At 56.7% G+C, this 17,490-nt stretch carries 16 protein-coding genes; 5 read left to right on the top strand and 11 right to left on the bottom strand.

The features are described 5' to 3' along the window. Window positions 1-78 precede the first annotated feature (78 nt). From PGY33_RS02435 to PGY33_RS02405, 7 genes are all read right to left on the bottom strand, one after another. Entirely contained in the window at window positions 79-1,677 is a 1,599-nt protein-coding gene (locus PGY33_RS02435) for an O-antigen ligase family protein (RefSeq protein WP_270477194.1), read from the bottom strand. A 5-nt stretch (window positions 1,678-1,682) separates the two neighbouring features. Further along, window positions 1,683-2,189 carry a DUF4330 domain-containing protein gene (locus PGY33_RS02430; protein ID WP_116704737.1) on the bottom strand — a complete coding sequence of 169 codons (507 nt, stop codon included), beginning with the start codon at window positions 2,187-2,189 and terminating at the stop codon, window positions 1,683-1,685. 68 nt (window positions 2,190-2,257) lie between these two features. Next, a complete protein-coding gene (locus PGY33_RS02425) occupies window positions 2,258-2,476 on the bottom strand; it encodes a hypothetical protein (RefSeq protein ID WP_119214600.1) in 219 nt (72 codons plus the stop codon). A gap of 64 nt (window positions 2,477-2,540) precedes the next feature. Beyond that, window positions 2,541-3,443 (bottom strand): 4-(cytidine 5'-diphospho)-2-C-methyl-D-erythritol kinase, encoded by a 903-nt coding sequence (gene ispE, locus PGY33_RS02420; protein WP_270477193.1) that lies wholly within the window; start codon window positions 3,441-3,443, stop codon window positions 2,541-2,543. Between the two features lie 19 nt (window positions 3,444-3,462). Next, the gene (locus PGY33_RS02415; RefSeq protein WP_270477191.1) at window positions 3,463-4,266 is read right to left on the bottom strand and encodes a PHP domain-containing protein; all 804 of its coding nucleotides are present in this window, start codon (window positions 4,264-4,266) and stop codon (window positions 3,463-3,465) included. A 12-nt stretch (window positions 4,267-4,278) separates the two neighbouring features. Next, window positions 4,279-5,172, bottom strand: coding sequence for a CPBP family intramembrane glutamic endopeptidase (locus PGY33_RS02410; protein WP_270477189.1), 894 nt, complete (start codon window positions 5,170-5,172; stop codon window positions 4,279-4,281). Between the two features lie 75 nt (window positions 5,173-5,247). After that, window positions 5,248-6,459 carry an acetate/propionate family kinase gene (locus PGY33_RS02405; RefSeq protein ID WP_270477187.1) on the bottom strand — a complete coding sequence of 404 codons (1,212 nt, stop codon included), beginning with the start codon at window positions 6,457-6,459 and terminating at the stop codon, window positions 5,248-5,250. A gap of 165 nt (window positions 6,460-6,624) precedes the next feature. Here PGY33_RS02405 and PGY33_RS02400 point away from each other — a divergent pair, with 165 nt between their 5' ends. The 3 genes from PGY33_RS02400 to PGY33_RS02390 all read left to right on the top strand — a co-directional run bounded on the left by PGY33_RS02400 (window position 6,625) and on the right by PGY33_RS02390 (window position 9,723). Then, window positions 6,625-7,791: a tRNA(Met) cytidine acetate ligase gene (locus PGY33_RS02400; RefSeq protein ID WP_270477185.1), complete on the top strand. Its 1,167-nt coding sequence runs from the start codon at window positions 6,625-6,627 to the stop codon at window positions 7,789-7,791. A gap of 69 nt (window positions 7,792-7,860) precedes the next feature. Further along, the gene (locus PGY33_RS02395) at window positions 7,861-8,604 is read left to right on the top strand and encodes a DUF554 domain-containing protein (protein WP_118478024.1); all 744 of its coding nucleotides are present in this window, start codon (window positions 7,861-7,863) and stop codon (window positions 8,602-8,604) included. Window positions 8,605-8,679: 75 nt separating this feature from the next. Next, on the top strand, window positions 8,680-9,723 hold the full coding sequence (locus PGY33_RS02390) for an alcohol dehydrogenase (protein WP_270477183.1): 1,044 nt from the start codon (window positions 8,680-8,682) through the stop codon (window positions 9,721-9,723). A gap of 40 nt (window positions 9,724-9,763) precedes the next feature. Here the strand turns inward: PGY33_RS02390 and PGY33_RS02385 are convergent, their stop codons facing one another. After that, entirely contained in the window at window positions 9,764-10,102 is a 339-nt protein-coding gene (locus PGY33_RS02385; protein ID WP_442865559.1) for a TIGR04076 family protein, read from the bottom strand. Between the two features lie 112 nt (window positions 10,103-10,214). Beyond that, window positions 10,215-11,738 (bottom strand): 4Fe-4S dicluster domain-containing protein, encoded by a 1,524-nt coding sequence (locus PGY33_RS02380; RefSeq protein ID WP_270477298.1) that lies wholly within the window; start codon window positions 11,736-11,738, stop codon window positions 10,215-10,217. Between the two features lie 496 nt (window positions 11,739-12,234). On the opposite strand from PGY33_RS02380, the gene PGY33_RS02375 reads away from it, so the two are divergent. Together PGY33_RS02375 and PGY33_RS02370 are read left to right on the top strand one after the other, a co-directional pair. Then, window positions 12,235-12,726, top strand: coding sequence for an RNA polymerase sigma factor (locus PGY33_RS02375; protein WP_118478018.1), 492 nt, complete (start codon window positions 12,235-12,237; stop codon window positions 12,724-12,726). After that, complete coding sequence (locus tag PGY33_RS02370) at window positions 12,710-13,786, top strand: DUF4179 domain-containing protein (protein WP_118478016.1); 1,077 nt, start codon at window positions 12,710-12,712, stop codon at window positions 13,784-13,786. The genes PGY33_RS02375 and PGY33_RS02370 overlap by 17 nt, the downstream gene beginning before the upstream one ends. Window positions 13,787-13,963: 177 nt before the next feature. On the opposite strand, the gene PGY33_RS02365 is transcribed toward PGY33_RS02370, so the two are convergent. Both PGY33_RS02365 and PGY33_RS02360 read right to left on the bottom strand, forming a co-directional pair. After that, window positions 13,964-16,231: an S-layer homology domain-containing protein gene (locus tag PGY33_RS02365; RefSeq protein WP_118478014.1), complete on the bottom strand. Its 2,268-nt coding sequence runs from the start codon at window positions 16,229-16,231 to the stop codon at window positions 13,964-13,966. A 164-nt stretch (window positions 16,232-16,395) separates the two neighbouring features. After that, window positions 16,396-17,430, bottom strand: coding sequence for a tyrosine-type recombinase/integrase (locus PGY33_RS02360; protein WP_158574617.1), 1,035 nt, complete (start codon window positions 17,428-17,430; stop codon window positions 16,396-16,398). Between the last annotated feature and the right edge of the window lie 60 nt (window positions 17,431-17,490).

Here is a 17,490-nt window from a genome sequence, read left to right as displayed (position 1 = left end):
CGCCTGCGCGGTTCGTGTGCCCCGCTGAGTCGGTGCCGAGAAAAAAAGAGAACCCTCTCACGAAGGTTCTCTAAAAAATCAGGTTTTTCGTTTTCGGAAGTACCCGAGGTACATAACCGCTGCCGCCATGCTCCAGAAATACGCCATCATATACGGCACCTCGAAGATATTCTCGAAGTAGCAGTGCACCAGCACGCCGCACATACCTGCGAACATGGGAACCGCCAGCACGCGCGTGCGGTCGCCCTTGGTGTAGCCGGTACGGCCGATCGAGCGCAGGCTCCACAGCACCAGACCGAACAGCAGCAGGATGAAGAACGCCAGACCGAGATAACCCATCTCGACCAGCGTTTTCAGATAATAGTTATCCATGTAGAAGTAGGAGAAATCCTTGGTCTCCTCGATGACCTTGTTCTGCATGGCAACCGCGCCGCCGAAGCGGCCGAGGCCGAAGCCGAGCACCGGATCGCTTTCCTGCAGCAGCTTAAGACCCTTGGACCAGCGAATAACACGACCTGCACGGCGGCTTGCCGCAAGGTAATCCGCGGTAAACAGATAAGTGATGCGGTTCGCAATAGACGGGATTGCCAGCAGTGCACCGACACCGGCCACGCCCATCAGAGCGATCAAACGACGGTCCAGAAAGATGGCGAAGATCACAACGGCTACTGCCAGACCGCCCCAGGCACCCTTGGAAAAGGTGAAAATGCAGCTCAGGCACATCATGCCGGTCGCGCAGATAGCCAGCACCTTGACCCACATTTTACTGCTGTAATATGCAAGTCCTGCCACCATCGGGGCAAACAGCACCAGCAGACTGCCCATGATATTCGGGCTGCCGGTGAGCGAGTACACACGCGTACGCACGCTGGCCTCGGTCTGAGAGACCCAGCTCGACGGGATCGGCGCGGCTACGATATACTGATAAATGCCGTGCGCCGCAATGCAGAGTGCCATCACGACGAGCGCACCGTAGAATACCGCGAAATCGCGGTCGTTCTCAATCAGGCGGGTGACGAGGAAGAACCAGAACAGGTACTCCACAACCGCACGGTAGCCCGCTACCGCGATATGCGTATTCGGAGAAACCGCACACATCAGGAAAAAGCCGACCGCGATGAACAGCAGCAGATATGCGTCCACCGGCGTAGCACGCGAGCCGAGCGGCGCACGCTTCATCGCCATGTGCCACAGGATGTACGCAAATGCAGCAAGCATCAGACACTCATCCCACACGGATGCCACAAACGACGGCAGATAACCGGCGTCCGACACCCAGCGGACAGCGGAATCGAGCGGCAGATACATCGCCAGACAAATCAGCAGCAGACCGCGCATGCCTACGAACCTGCAGGCTCTGCCGATCAGGCCGCCGCCTGCGACACGCTCGATTGGCCGCCAGACGGCAAGGCAGATGCGGTAGATCAGGCTGTTTGCCGCAATTCCGCCCAGTTTTTCGACAAACCGGCGCAGCGCTGCCAGAATCCGCGCATAGGTGCTGTTCGCCGCTGTACATATCGGTGCCGCACAGAATTTATTCCACAGACGGCAGAATACCGAGCCTGGGTACGCCTGCCGGATACGGTTAAAGAATCCCGCGATAGCGCCCTCGTGGTACCATGCGCGCAGACACATCAGCAGCCGCACGAACAGACTGTTTTCAAATAACGCTTTCATAGGCTTTAATTATCCGCAATATCGACCGAATCAATGTTGCCGGTCGTCTCAAAATCGTTGGTCTTTACAATGAATGTACGGCCTGCACGCACCTCCTGCGTACCGATGGCCGGTGCAGGCGTGCCCTTGGAAACCTTGGTCGTGATGGTGAATACCAGATCCTTCTTCTCCGGATCGGTTGCCGTTACAATGCGGCCGTCAGCGGTGGTAACCTGCTGATTGTAATCCTCGATCTTCATATCAGTGATCTGCGCATTGACATAGCTGTTGCCGTTTACCAGCGACTTGCCTACCTGACTGTTGCGCTGCACCTCGTTTACCAGAAACGGCGTTGCACCGCGTACGCGGACGGTCATCGTCAGGGAGACCTGCGGAGACGCAACCTCCTTGATCTGCTTGGCAAACAGCTTGTAGCCGACACCGGCTACGACAGCGATCGCAGCGACCAGCACCAGCAGATCGACAACATTGATGATGCCGAACAGCTTGCCCTTTTCGTTAATGATCTTCATAAATTTCCTCCGTTGGCAAATGAATTTCGTGTTTCACTGTGTCATTATACCATAGAGCGACTGAAAAGTTAAGTGTTATCTTTGTGAAGCAGCAAGTCTGCCAGAAGTGACCGAAATTCCACCCGGTCGCTGCCTGTTCTGCTCTCACCTGCCGCCTCCTCGCAGGTGATGGAGAACGCCGTACACCACCATGCCGCACGAGGACTCTGCGGCGCAAACGCCGACCAGAACAGCACATAAACCGCTGTCAGCACTGCCGCGAGTGCCTTTCTATCCTGTTTCTGCATAACAAAACCGCCTTTCTGCATCCGGTGTACCCAGTATGCCCGAAAGGCGGCTTTCTATACCCGTTTAATTGCAGGTTTCCGTCAGGAATGTATCTGCGAAACGGCGACGCAGCATTTTCGCTGCCGTTTTGGCGCGGCTCTCATCCGAGAACAGGCCGTACACGGTCGGACCGGAGCCGCTCATCAGCGTACCGTCCGCACCGTTTTCTGCGAGAAACGACTTGATTTCGCCAATCTGACGGCGTTTTGCCGCCGTAACGGTCTCCATCACGTTGGACAGGTACGCGCACACGCCCTCGTAATCTCCCTGATCGAGTGCAGCCATCATGCCCTTGTTGTCCGGATGCTCGAGGATATCCACGCTGTCGATTTCCTGATAGACCGCCTTGGTCGGCACCGCAAACGGCGGCTTGCACAGCACGACCCAGCAGTGCGGCATATCGGGCAGCAGGCTCAGCTCCTCGCCAATGCCCTGCGCCAGCATGGTGCCGCCGCGCAGGCAGAACGGCACATCGGCACCCAGTTTAAGTCCCATCTCGCACAGCTCGTCGTCGGTCAGACCGGCTGTATGCAATGCGTTGAGCGCACGCAGCACAGCCGCCGCATCCGTCGAGCCGCCCGCCAGACCTGCCGCAACCGGAATGCGCTTTTCGATGTGAATCTCGCAGGTTTCGAGCAGTGCGCCGGTCTCCTTGTAGAACAGCTCCGCCGCACGGTACGCCAGATTGCGCTCGTCGGTCGGCAGAAACGGCAGGCTGCAGCTCAGCACGATGCCGCGCGGCTTTTTCTCGCCGTGAATGGTGGTAACGCGCACGGTATCGTGCAGTGCGATCGACTGCATGACCATTTCCACCGTGTGGTAGCCGTCCTCCCGCCGTCCGGTGACGTCGAGCGTCAAGTTGATCTTTGCACGGGCACGAACGGTCGTATCCGCGTGTGTAATTTCCTGCTTTCTTCCAAAAAACATGTTATTTCAGCCTCTACATTTATTTCAGTGCGATCTGCACCGGTTTGCGCTCTCGGAACACGGTAACGTGGGTAAAGCCTGCGTCGAGTGCATTCTTCACGCAGTCGTCTACGCCGCGTGCCACGGTGTCCAGCGTATGCGAATCCGAGCCGATCGAGATGCGCTCGCCGCCCATGCGCTTGTATTCGTACAGAATATTCTGCGGTGGACCAACCTTTTTCTGCCAGCCCGCAATGCCGGCAGCATTCAGCTCAAGCGCATAGCCGTGGTCGATGCACGAGCGCAGCACCTGCTGTACGCGGTCCATATAATTGTCAAACGACGGGATATAGTCGCCGTGCTTCATCACGCGCAGCGGATAGTCAATATGCGCCAGCACATCAAAGCCGCCGTGCTCCTCGAGCAGCAGCAGCTGATCGAAATACTCGTGCAGGAACTTGTCGCAGTCCATATTCGGAAAGTCGTGAAAGTAGATATCCAGATCGTTCGGCATAGCATGCAGCGAGCCGATGACCATATCGAACGGATGCGTGCGGACAAAATCGTCCGCGTCCGGTGTGGCGTGCATCTGGCCGATCTCCATGCCCGCCAGAACCTCAATACCTCCGTTCCCTGCCGGACGGCGCTTTTCCCATACCTCGCGCGCACATGCTTCCGGGTCACGGTTGTCGCGCGTGCCGCCCGAACGCAGAAAATCCAGATGATCGGTAATGCCGATGATATCCAGTCCGGCCTGCTCGCAGGCGTGAATTTTATCGTCGATGGACTGCGGATACTGGGCATCGGCCGAATATCCGGTGTGCATATGCAGGTCTACCCGCATGGACGTTCCTCCTTATAGATAATTGAACACGGTCTGCACAAAGCAGGCGACGATCAGCAGAAACATGCCTGCATTCTGCAAAACGGCTTTGAGCGACGGCGCACAGGGTCCGTGCAGCCAGACCTGCTGTTTTCTGCCGCGAACGAGCAGGATCATGCCGATCACCAGCATTGCCATCCAGAACAGACCGAGCGCCGACTGCGCGGCTATGGTATCCGGCAGCAGCATGGGCACCACCGAGCCGATGATGTTGAACAGCATGTGCAGCAGCACCGAGGTGCGCAGCAGTCCGGTGCGGTAGTACGCGTAGGACAGCAGCAGACCGAGCGTAAAGGCGTAGAAAAACTGCTCCAGATTGGCGTGATACAGGCCGAACAGCAGTGCAGAAATGAAGGCGCCCGGCTTCTGCCCGTACCGCGCAAGACGGCCGGCCAGCAGACCGCGGAACACCAGCTCCTCGCACAGCGGACCGATGAAGCACGCACCGAGAACGACCGCCGCCATCGGCATCTGCGAAAAGCTCTCGTCCACCATGCCGACCGGATCGCGTCCGGTCAGAGCGTAGACCATGTCGTTGATATTCGTGCCGATGAGCGAACCGAGCCACATCAGCGCACAGCCGATGACAAACCAGCGGCCCATGCGCTTTGCGCCTGCCCGCTCCCTGCAGAACGGCATCGGCGGTGTTTTGCGCCATAAACAGAACACAATCGGCAGCGATACTGCATAATGTCCGACGAGCAGCAGCAGATAATACAGCGTTTCCGGCATGCGGAACGGCAGGATCCAGCCGTCCAGCCAGTACAGGCCGAACTGCCAGAAGATCGACCACAGCATGATCGCCAGCGCGGAAAATCCCAGCTTCGAGCAGTAGCGGCGCTCCTGCGGGATATCAATTTGCTCCATAAAAGTTTCCTCTCCGGGCAAAAACAGAGGCGGAGCCTATGCTCCGCCCCCATATTTGTCTAATTGACGAAAGACTTACTGAGCCTTGGCCTCGTTTACCAGACGCTCGGTATCCTTGGCGATCATAAGCTCCTCGTTGGTCGGAATAACCAGAACGCGAACGCGTGCCCAGTCGATGGAGATATCCATCTGCTTGCCGCGGTACTTGTTCTTCTCCGGGTCGATCTTGATGCCGAGGTACTCGAGGTGCTCGCAGACATCCCAGCGAACCGAACGGTCGTTCTCACCTACGCCTGCGGTGAAGATGATAGCGTCTACGCCGCCCATCTCAGCAACGTAGGAACCGATGATCTTCTTAACGGACAGGTTGAACATATCCTTCGCCAGAGCAGCACGCGCGTTGCCGTCAGCAACTGCAGCGTCCAGATCACGGAAGTCGGAGGATACGCCGGAGATACCCAGCATACCGGACTTCTTGTTCAGGATGTTGATGACTTCATGTGCATCCATGTGCTCGTGCTCAGCCAGGAACTCGATGATAGCCGGGTCGATGTTGCCGGCACGGGTGCCCATCGGCAGACCGTCCAGCGGAGTGAAGCCCATGGAGGTATCGAAGCTCTTGCCGCCGTTGATTGCGCAGATAGAAGAACCATTGCCGAGGTGGCAGGTGATCAGGCGCAGCTCCTCGAGCGGACGGCCGAGCATCTCAGCAGCCTGCTGAGAAACGTACTTGTGGCTGGTGCCGTGGAAGCCGTAACGACGGATCTTGTACTTCTCGTAGTACTCGTACGGTACAGCGTACATGTAGTGGGACTGCGGCATGGTCTGGTGGAATGCAGTATCGAATACTGCAACCATCGGAACGTCCGGGCCCATAACCTCGCGGCAAGCCTGGATGCCGGTCAGGTTAGGCGGATTGTGAAGCGGTGCCAGCGGTACGCAGTCCTCGATAGCCTTGATGACCTTCTCGGTGATGATAACGCTGTCCGAGAAGAACTCGCCGCCGTGTACAACGCGGTGACCTACTGCGTCGATCTCGCTCATGGAGGAGATTACACCCTTTTCCGGATCGAGCAGAATGTTGATAACAGACTGGATCGCTTCCTTGTGGGTGGGCATTGCGATGTCAAACTTGAACTTCTCATCGGACTTGTTGCCGGTGTGGGTCAGCACACCGTCGATGCCGATGCGCTCGCACAGGCCCTTCGCCATTACCTCGCCCGACTCGGTGTCGAGCAGCTGGTACTTCAGCGAAGAACTGCCAGCGTTGATTACCAATACTTTCATTTGTGAAAACTCCCTTATGCCGTATTTGGCGGCTTGCATAAAGCCGCGGAAGCCTATATAATAATGCTATATTTTTATTCTACACGATTCTTTGCAAATGTACAACCCCTTTTTCGAGGTTTTTACCTTGCAGACCGCTGTCATCTCACTGAAAGGAGCACCGTCATGACCGTATGCGGCATCACCGCCGAGTATAATCCGTTTCACACAGGGCATCTGCACCATATTGCCGAAACCCGGCGCAGCCTCGGCGAAAACGCCGTGATTGTGTGCGTGATGAGCGGCAATTTCGTCCAGCGCGGCGATTTTGCCGTGCTGGATAAGTACGCGCGTGCCGAAATGGCCGTGCGCTGCGGCGCTGACCTCGTGGTTGAACTGCCGCTTGCGGCGGCGCTGTCCTCGGCGGAGGGCTTCGCCAAGGGTGCGGTGCAGACGCTGCACGCACTCGGGTGCGGCATGGTGTCGTTCGGCGCGGAGACTGCGGATGCGGATTTGCTTTTACAGGCGGCAGAACTCCTGAACAGCCTGCCGATGGAGGGTGAATCCGGCTCTCCGCACCTGTCCTACGCCGCCAGACGGCAGGAAGAACTCAGCAAAGTCAACAAACAGGCTGCCGTTCTTTTGGATAACCCGAACAACACGCTCGCCGTGGAATACTGCCGCTTCCTGCTCCCGCTCGGGATGCGCCCGCTTGCGGTGCTCCGGCAGGGCGCGGCGCACGATGCAAAGACGTCGAACAGCGGCTTTGCATCGGCCAGCCTGCTGCGAACGCACCTGAGAGCCGGAGATCTCGCGTTCTGTGCGCCGTTCCTGCCGCCTGCGGCTCGCGCTGTATGGAAGAAGGCCGCAGATTGCGGTGAAGCGCCGGTCGCTCTGCCGGAGGACACACTGCTCGCGCTGCTGCGGACGGCACTCTATCAGGGCAGAATGCAGAGCGGCTCGGCAGACGGCTTTGACGAGCGGCTCCGCAAGGCGGTCTATACGGCACATTCGTTCTCGGATGCTGTAGAAAAGGCTCGAACGCGGCGGTTTCCGGCGGCTCGTGTGCGCCGTGCGCTCCTGCGGTCCGTGCTCGGTGTGGAGGCAGACGCGCCCGTCTCCCCTGCTTATCTGCGCGTACTGGCACTCGGCGTGCGCGGACGGGCGGCGCTCAAGCAGGCTGCTCTGCCCGTTATCGTCAAGCCGGCAACGGAAAAACGGCTGCCCGCAAATCTGCAAGCGGCACTCTGCCGCGATGCCTTCGCGGACGACCTGTTTGCGCTTGCACTTCCCGATCCCGAACGGAGAATCGGCGGCGGGCATTTCCGCAAAACGCCGTTCTGTCTGCGCTGAATTGACAATCCTCTCATTTTGCTTTACAATAAACTTTAGCGTTGTAAAGTGAAACGAGGGGATTTTTTTATGATTGGTCTTGGAACCATTGTAAATGTTGGCACGGTGCTTATAGGCACTACTATCGGTATACTGTTAAAAAACGGTCTGCCGAAACGCTTTGAAAAAACGGTCATGCAGGGACTGGGACTAACCACCTGCTTTATCGGTATAGGCGGAACACTCAGCGAAGTATTGACCATACAGGATGGCGAAATCGGCACCCAGCATACCATGCTGCTTATACTCTGTCTGGCACTCGGCGCTGTCATCGGTGAAGCGCTGAATATCGAGCAGCGACTGGAGGATTTCGGTGCATTCTGTCAATCACACTTTGCTGCCAAAGGGGACAGCCGATTTGTTGAAGGCTTCGTTACCGCATCTCTTCTGTTTTGTGTCGGTGCAATGGCAATTGTCGGTGCATTAAACGATGGTCTGAATGGTGACCCAACCATGCTGATTGCCAAGGCTATTCTGGATGGTGTTGCCTCGATTCTCTTCGCCGCATCTCTCGGCAAGGGCGTATACCTGTCTATTGTGCCGATTTTCTTCTATCAAGGCGGCATTACATTGATGGCACGATTCATCCGTCCCTGGCTGACCGATGTCTTGATTGGTCAAATGTCGTGTGTCGGCTCCGTGCTGATTTTTGCCATTAGCTTGAATCTTATCTTCAACAGCAAGCTGCGTGTCGGCAACCTGCTGCCTGCGATCTTCCTGCCGGTGCTGTTTTTCTTTCTGGCGCGGTTTTTCCCGACTCTCGGCACCTTATAAAATCGACACAGTTTGACTTTCTTTTCGCCCTCCCGTATAATGGATATAACATTTAACGAAACGGAGCCGTAAACTATGCTCGCTTACACTTATCGAAAACAGGGTGAGTTTGCCCTGCAGAACAAGCCGGAACCCGTTCTCACGCATGCAGGAGACGCGGTAGTGCGCGTTACCATGTCGAGCATCTGCACGAGCGATCTGCACATCAAGCACGGCTCGGTGCCGCGTGCCGTACCCGGTATTACGGTCGGCCATGAGATGGTCGGCGTAGTCGAGCAGGTCGGTTCGGCAGTCAAAACCGTCAAACCCGGCGACCGTGTAGCCGTCAACGTGGAGACGTTCTGCGGACACTGCTTTTTCTGTCAGCACGGCTTTGTCAACAACTGCACCGATCCCAACGGCGGCTGGGCACTCGGCTGCCGGATTGACGGTGGTCAGGCGGAGTACGTCCGCGTACCGTATGCCGATCAGGGTCTGACCGTCATTCCCGATCGCGTTTCCGACCGGCAGGCGCTGTTTGCCGGCGATGTGCTCGCCACCGGCTACTGGGCCGCCAGGATTTCCGAGATCAGGCAGGGCGACACCGTGCTTATCCTCGGTGCCGGGCCGACCGGTATCTGCACCATGCTGTGCGCCATGCTGCATCACCCACACAGGATCATCATCTGCGACCCCGATCCGGCGCGGCTGCGCTTTGTGCGCGAGCGCTATCCCGATGTGCTCACCATCACGCCCGACCACGCGCAGGAGTTCGTGCAGCTGAACAGCCCACACGGCGGCGCGGATGTGGTCTGCGAGGTGGCAGGCTCGAACGAAAGCTTCCGTCTTGCATGGGAGTGCGCCCGTCCGAACGCCGTTGTCACCGTTGTTGCACTGTATGACAAGCCGCAGGTGCTTCCCCTGCCCGATATGTACGGCAAAAACCTGATCTTCAAGACCGGCGGCGTGGATGGCTGCGACACCGCAGAAATCCTGCGGCTGATCGAAAACGGTCAGCTGGATACCACACCGCTCATCACGCATATTTTCCCGCTGAATGAGATTGAAGCGGCGTACGATCTGTTTGAGAAGCGCCGCGACGGTGTAATGAAGGTGGCAATTACGCCTCCGGAGAAGTAAAAACAAGCGGCAGAGGCACAGCCTCTGCCGCTTTTGCATTTTATTCGCAGTCGATTCTCTCGATGTTGAAGATAACCGGCCGCGCTTCGTCCGAACAGCAGGTTATCATCTCGTTTTCGCGCTTCCTCCAGCCTTTCATAATCGAGCCGCCCTGCAGTCCAGTATAGATACAGCACGAAATCGCATCCCAGACCTCGAAGCAGAACGGCAGTTTCGGACCGCCTGCAACGGCATCAGCATCACCGGTGGTTTGGGTCAGCGTGTTGATACCCATGTGCCAGAAATCGTCCCGCACATCATCGCGGTAGAATTCAAATTCATCTCCCACGTTGTAACAGGGGCACACGCCGGAGGACGGGTCGGCGCAATACTGCTGCAGCTCCGGATACAGTTTTTGTCCAGAACAGTTACTTGTTCATCACCATTCATCTGCTCTATTCAAGAGAAAGCCACCATATCAGTCGATACAGTGGCTTTTACAGCATTATTTTTTAATCAACCAGCTTATCCAGCTCGGCAACATGATGCGTGCCGGTTGCAGTCTGGTGTTCCGCCTGCTTGGCATACATGCCGACTACCGCAGCGGATTTCTTGATGGACTGCATTGTGCCCGCACCGGCTACACAGCCGCCCGGGCACGCCATGCCCTCGAGCAGATAGCCGTTGTACTTGCCGGCCTTGGCGGCCATCAGCAGCTTGCGGCAGTCGCGCAGACCCTCGGCGTTTGCCACCTTGATCTCGCGGTCCGGGTGCTTCTCGTTGATGACGTTGACAACCGCATTTGCTACACCGCCGGATACCGCAAAGTTACGGCCGTCCGTGGATGCATCGTTGATGCCGTGCGGGTCCTCCTTGAGATTTTCCACGTCGATATGGCGTGCGGCGAAAATACCGGTCATCTCCTCGAACGTCAGCACGAAATCGACCTCGCTTCGTACGTCCGAACGCATTGCTTCGAGCTTCTTTGCCGCGCACGGTCCGATAAACGCAACCTTTGCGCCCGGCTGATGGTGCTTGACCAGTCGAGCGGTCAGCGTCATCGGGGTGAGGGCCATCGAGATGCAGTTTGCCTGATCCGGGAACAGCTTTTTCGCCATTGCGGACCATGCCGGACAGCAGGATGTTGCCATGAACGGCAGTTTTTCCGGTACTTCCTTAACGAAGTCCTCGGCCTCCTGTGCGGCGCACAGGTCCGCGCCGATCGCGACCTCAATAATATCCGCAAAGCCGAGGCGCTTCATCGCGGCACGCAGCTTGCCCGGTGTCATCTTCGGGCCGAACTGGCCGACAAACGCCGGTGCGACAGCGGCGTAGACACGCTCGCCCGCCTGAATGGCGCGGATCATCTGGAAGATCTGCGACTTGTCTGCGATCGCGCCGAACGGGCAGTTTACCAGACACTGACCGCAGGAAACGCACTTCTCGTAATCAATATCTGCTCTGCCATTGCAGTCGCTGTGGATGGCATCCATGCCGCAGGCTGCCGCGCACGGGCGCTCCTGACGGATGATGGCGTGATACTGGCAGACATCCATGCAGCGGCCGCACTTGATGCACTTCTCCTGATCGATAACAGAACGGCCGTTGAAGCGATCGAGCGATACTGCGCCCTTGGGACATACCTCAACGCACGGATGCGCCATGCAGCCCTGACAGCCGTCCGTGACCATGACCTCATTTTCCTTGCAGGCATGGCATGCGAACTTGATGACGTTGATCAGCGGCGGCGTGTAGTAGGTCTCCTCGCGGGTGGCAGCCTCGATGTTGTCGGACAGCGGCGCGTGCTCGGCGGCGCTGCGGCACGGTAGACCCATCGCCAGACGCAGGCGTTCGCCTACGATAGCGCGCTCGAGGAAAATATCATTGCGGATGTTGCCAACCTCACCCGGCATGATATCGTACGGCAGTGCTTCGATACGGCGGTCGGTCGGCCACTCGGTATGGTACGCCATACGGGCAACCTCGGTGAAAATGCGGTGGCGGATCTCCTGAATACGGGTTTCTACACCTCTCATAGCCATAGCTTGTTTTATCCTCCTAAATTCCTTTGCGACCCATTGAGCGGGTCTTCCCTTTATACTATCTTATGAGCGCTCCCGGCAGAGCGCATGTGCTCTTTTAACAGGATACCATAAACAGGGCTTTCTGCAAAGAGTATTTGTAGATTTTTTAACAATTACTTTGTTACAATTTTACCTGCATTTTTTGGGCATTCTGTTGAAAAACAACGCGCAGACGGACAGGTGTCTTTCTATCCCTTGCAAAATCGAAGGTTTTACGCTTGACGAAAAGCGGGCGATGTACGCTGCGGCGCGCGGGAACGGTACCCGCTAACGAATTATGTTATAGGCAACACCGCACAATTCAATCAGAACACAAAATGTATTCGTAAATCGCTCTTGTTCAATTATGCGGGATTACCTATAATAAATTTATCCTCTCTGTCAGGATACGCAATCCTCAATCGTATTATAGGTGAAACAACGTTGCTTTCCAAAGGAGCTGAGACCAATGAAACAATTTAACAGGGCGGACGCCGAACGTCTGGTGCAGACGTACTCCGACCTAATCCTGCGGCTGGCTTACACCTATTTGAAGTCCACGCACGATGCCGAGGACATCTGCCAGAATATCTTCCTCAAGCTGCTGACCGGCGGTCAAACCTTTGACAGTCCGGCGCACGAAAAAGCGTGGATCATCCGCGCGACCGCCAACGCCTGCAAGGACAGCTTGCGCGCCGCGCACCGGCGCAATGTCGGTCTGGAAGCCGCTGCCGCGACACCCACACCTGCCGCACCGGATTCCGATGTGCTCGATGCGGTGATGGCGCTGCCGCGCAAATACCGTGAAGCGGTCTATCTGCACTACTACGAGGGCTATTCCGTGCGCGAAATCGCGTCTCTGCTCGGTCAGAGCGAGTCTGCCGTTTCCGCACACCTGAGCCGCGGGCGCAAAAGCCTGCGCACCACCTTGGGAGGGGATCTTTATGAACAGAGAGTATAATGATAACAAAATGTATAATTCTGCACTGGACGAGCTTTGCTTCTCCGAAGAAGCGAAAAGCCGCATGGTTGATCGCCTGATGACTGCCGCCGAGCAGCCGGAGCATCCGGTTGCCATTCATCGTGTACGCCGTTTCCCGCGCATTACGGCGGTCGGCGTGGCTGCCGCTCTGGTGCTGAGCATCGGTGCGGGTGCAACAGGCGTATTCAAGTCCGCGAGCGACGCATTTGCCGGCGTATTCGGTCCAACAGCAGACACCGAAATCATCGACCAGATCGGCCGCCCAATCGGCGCGAGCGATACGGCGGGCGGCGTGACCGTCACCGCGGATGCGATTCTGTTTGATGGCTACAACTACCTTATCTCCTACACGCTCGAAAAGGAGGACGGTTCGGCGTTCGACTGCACGAAAAACCCGGATACCGGTCTGCTGAATGTGTACTGGAATCGTGCAGACAGCAATATCGGCCTGAATGCGCAAGGCGCAATCGGCAGTAGCTATTTCTATGACGAAAATCCGAATGATAATGCCATTCAGTATGTTGAAACCATGTCGTACACTGACGCAGTTACGACCGGTGGTACAGCAAAGATTATGCTCGGCGACCTGACAGCAGTAACTGATAACGGCGCTGAAACCAAAACCATCGCCGACGGTACCTGGCATCTCAAGTTCAAGCTGGAGGCCGATAACAGCGCGGTTGAACTGCCTGCCGGTCAGTCTATTCAAGTAGGTGGCAAAACCGCAACGATCAATAAAGTCCTGCTCTCGCCTATCGGCTATAACTTTGTCTACACGGTTGATGGCAAAGCACCGTTTGAGAATGCCGAAAGCGGTCAGGAACCCGCCAGCCACCGCGATACATGGGACGCATTTTCCGCAAAACTGCTTATCAATAAGAAGGACGGCACTGTAATCGACGTGCCAGGCAACGGCGGCAGCATGGACCCGCATGACGGCAACACCGTCTGCACCCGCCAGGGCACGTTCGATACCATTCTCCCGCTTGATGAAGTGGCGTCCGTCACCATCGGTGATACTACAATTCCGGTAGAATAATCGGCGGAGTGCTTGCATTATCGCAAGATCGGTGCGATACTATATTCAAACGATAACACATTATCCATAGGCGTAGAAAACCCCGGAGGGTACATTCTCCGGGGTTTTCTCATCCTAAACAAAATGGAGAATGGAATGCTGCATGAGCATTTTCCATTCTCCATTCTTCATTTTCAATCAAATCGTCGTCAGCAGCTTTGCGAACTCCGCACGAGTGAACGTACCCTGCGGTTTGATCGTGCCGTCGCTGAAGCCCTGCACCAGACCCTTCTGCATACACAGCGCAACCGCATTTCGGCGGTCTGCCGAGATGGAGTCTGCATCCTTGACAGACGCCAGCGTCTGTGCCGTTTCCGCATCACTCATGGCTGCTGTGCCGTCCGCCTGCAGCAGATTTGCAAAAAGCTGCATCGCGTCCTCGCGGGTCATGGCAGCCGTCGGCCGGAAGTCATTCAGGCCCTCGAGCAGACCGTTTGCGTACACCGCGCTGACCGCCTCCGAGTACCACTCGCCTGCGCGAACGTCTGCGGGCAGTGCGCCGCTGCCGGACAGACCGCGCTGACGCGCGATGGTCGTGCAGACCTCAGCCGCCGTGATCTTATCGTTCGGACGGAATTTACCGTTCGCGCCGGTCATCAGCTTGCGCTCGGTCACTGTATTGATATACTGCAGTGCCCAGCAGGTACTGCTCACATCGCTGTAGCCGGTCGCAGCAGCCGAAACTTTGGGCGAATACGGTGTCAGCAGTGCCTTATAGCATGCGCTGTTCCGGTTCAGCACATCGGAAAGCTGCTCAAACGTCAGCAGATATTCCTCTGTGTATGCTCTGCGGGAAGCGCTCTCGTATTCGTTGTAAAAATAGGTTACGCCTTTCGTGCTGATGCGCGGATAGCTGTACAGATAAATCGCATGATCGTCCGGCAGCAGCTGCTTGACCGTCTCGATGTAGTCACCGGTCAGCAGGTCGTTCAGTGTGTACTGCGTGCCGGTGTGCAGATCAAACGCCAGACAGTTATTCCAGACCGACGAACCGGCGCCTTTGCCGCTCACGCAGTTGGCCCAGACAACGAGCACCGAGCCTTCCACGGACGCACCGTAGCTGCCCTCGAGCGCATCATACTCGGCGGTAACGGACGGTCCCTTGAGGAAGAACGAGCGGATTTCGCTGTTGATGGTGCTCTGCACCTTTTTGTCGCTCAGACCGCTGATCTCCGGAAAATCGACATCCCAGCCATGCTCCGTGCCGTCCTGCTGATAGCCCATGAACTTTTCGTAATGCACAGTCCTTGCGGTGATGCCGCCGCCAAGGTCGAACGACTTCGGCTGCTCGAACAGCGTTTTGCCGCTGCGCAGATCAATATATTTGCGGGTGTCGTCCTGCGTGACGCAGACCACGTTTTCGGTCAGAATGGTCGGGTTCTCCGCCTCTTTAACGGACGCTGCAAAGCCGCCGTTTTTGCGGAAGAAAATCAGTGTGCCGTCTGCGGTGTTGTGCCACGACAGACCGTAGCGCAGCTCGGAGAAGCCGCTGATGTAGCTCAGTGTGCGGTAAGACAGGCTGCCGCCCGCATCCACCGCGGAAACCGAACCGTCCTCGCTGCGGGCCGCGTACAGGCCCTCGCCCATGTAGGACAGATAGTAATACGTCGGCGCCGTCAGCAGCTTGCCGGTGGTATCCATAATGCCCCAGCGGTTGATCTGACGAACCATGGCTTCGCCATCGTGAAACTCCGAGATGGTGTTGTACAGAAACTCGGTCAGCAGTTTGCCCTCCGAAAGCGAATACAGCGCCTGATTGGTGCCGTTGGTGACGACCACCGTGCTCTCGCCGTAAATCGCCATGTAGGAAGGCGTTACGTCATTCGGCAGAGTGTACAGCACCGTGCCCTCGGTGTCGATTGCCTGATAATCGCCGTCCTGCGTCTGCACAAGCGTTCTGCCGTTTGAGAACGCGCCAGCCTTACGGTAGCTGCCCGAAAAGGCAGTCGAACCATCCTGCTTGACATAGGAATACAGACCGGTATCCGCATTTCTGCACAGCAGCAGTCCGTCCTCAAAGAAGCCGACCGCGCCCGGATATGAGCCAATGCGCTTGCCGTCAGTCGCATAATACACGCTGTGGTCAGTGTAACGATACGCAACTATCGTATCCGAAAAATCCACCGAAACCGGCGAATCCGTGTATGCAATGACGAGCTTTCCCGTGCGGTCGATCACCGCCGTCTGCCACTGCTCGTTTTCTACGGCAGCGAGTCCGCAGTCCGCGAAATCTCCTGCCTGTGCGTAGGCAAACGGAAGAACGGTCATGCCGTCCTCATCTAGATAGCCTGCGCGTGTCACGCCGTCAATGTCGGTGTACTCTGCCGGAAAAATGGTGCCGGCCGCAGCCGCACTCACCAGCATCACACACGCAACCGCCAGCGCGGAAAGTGTTTTTTTGAACATATGCTTCACCTGTATATTGTGTAAAGTTCTCTATCCTTGTTATTCTTATACAATATACATTATAAGCACTCACGCACTCTCATACAAGGTCAGGCGGCAAAGTGTAACAATGGTGAAACAACCCGCCGGAATGTTACGATTATGTTACATTCCCAGAATGCACATCAGTTGCCGATAATCGGTGTTGCGCTCTTGGCGATGGATACCTTTTCCACATACGGCACATGTGCGTAAACGTTGGCTGTGGTCGAGATGTCGGAATGCCCCAGCCAGTCCTGAATCTGCTTGAGCGAAAAGCCCTGCTGCAGCAGAATCGTTGCAACCGAATGCCGTAAATCGTGAAACCGGATGCGCGGCAGGCACGCGCGGCGGCACACCCGCTCGAACTCACGCGAAATGTAATCCGGCCGGAGCGGCGAACCATCTTCACGGCAGCAGACGTAATCGCTCTGGCAGTAGGCTTTGCCGTACTTTTTGCGGTTGGCGTTCTGTCTGCGGCGCAGATCGGTCAGATACCGCCGGAGCGAGTCGGACAGCGGCAGCGTCCGATAGCTGGATTTGGTCTTTACACTGTCCGCGTAGATCACACGTCCGGAGGACAGCACCGCCGTATGATTGATGATCATGCTCCGTGCCCGAAAATCCACGGCACACCAGCGCAGACCGGCGCACTCGCTGCGGCGCAGACCATAGGTTGCCGCCAGCACGAACGCCGCCTCTGCCGGCGACTGCAGCGCCGCTGCCAGAAAAATGTTGATCTGCGTCCGGTCGTACACCTGTCCTCGAAAGCGCGTCCGCTTGGGCAGCATGACATTATCCGACGGATTCGTCGGGATAATCTGCAGTGCTACCGCGTATTTCAGGCACTTGTGCATAATGGAATGGAACTTAACGATCGAAGTCGGTGAAAGCCCCTGATCGAATTTCAGGTTGACAAAATCCTGAAAATCCATCGGCCGTGCCGTAGCAAGCGTTGTCCCTCGTGCGGTGAAAAACGGCTTGATATGCTTTTCAAATGCGTAGCGGTAGCCGTCCATCGTGTTTTCGCGCACCTGCGTTTTCATCTGGGTCAGCCAGCGGTCCATGAAGTCTGCAAACGGCGTTTTCGCTTCGGTCGAGTAGCGCAGCCGCATCAGGTCCTCCGGACGCATAATAAAGTGAATGTAGCCGTCCTCCTCGTAAATGCGTATGTTCTCCATTGAGAAGCCTCCTGTAAAAATAGTCATCCTGCAGTATTCGGCAGCACTGCACAATGAAAG

The sequence above is a fragment of the Butyricicoccus sp. AF18-9LB genome (genome assembly GCF_027684505.1).
Lineage (GTDB): Bacteria > Bacillota > Clostridia > Oscillospirales > Butyricicoccaceae > Agathobaculum > Agathobaculum butyriciproducens.
Note: the sequence above shows the minus strand (reverse complement) of the source record. Positions and strands in the feature narration are given on the sequence as shown.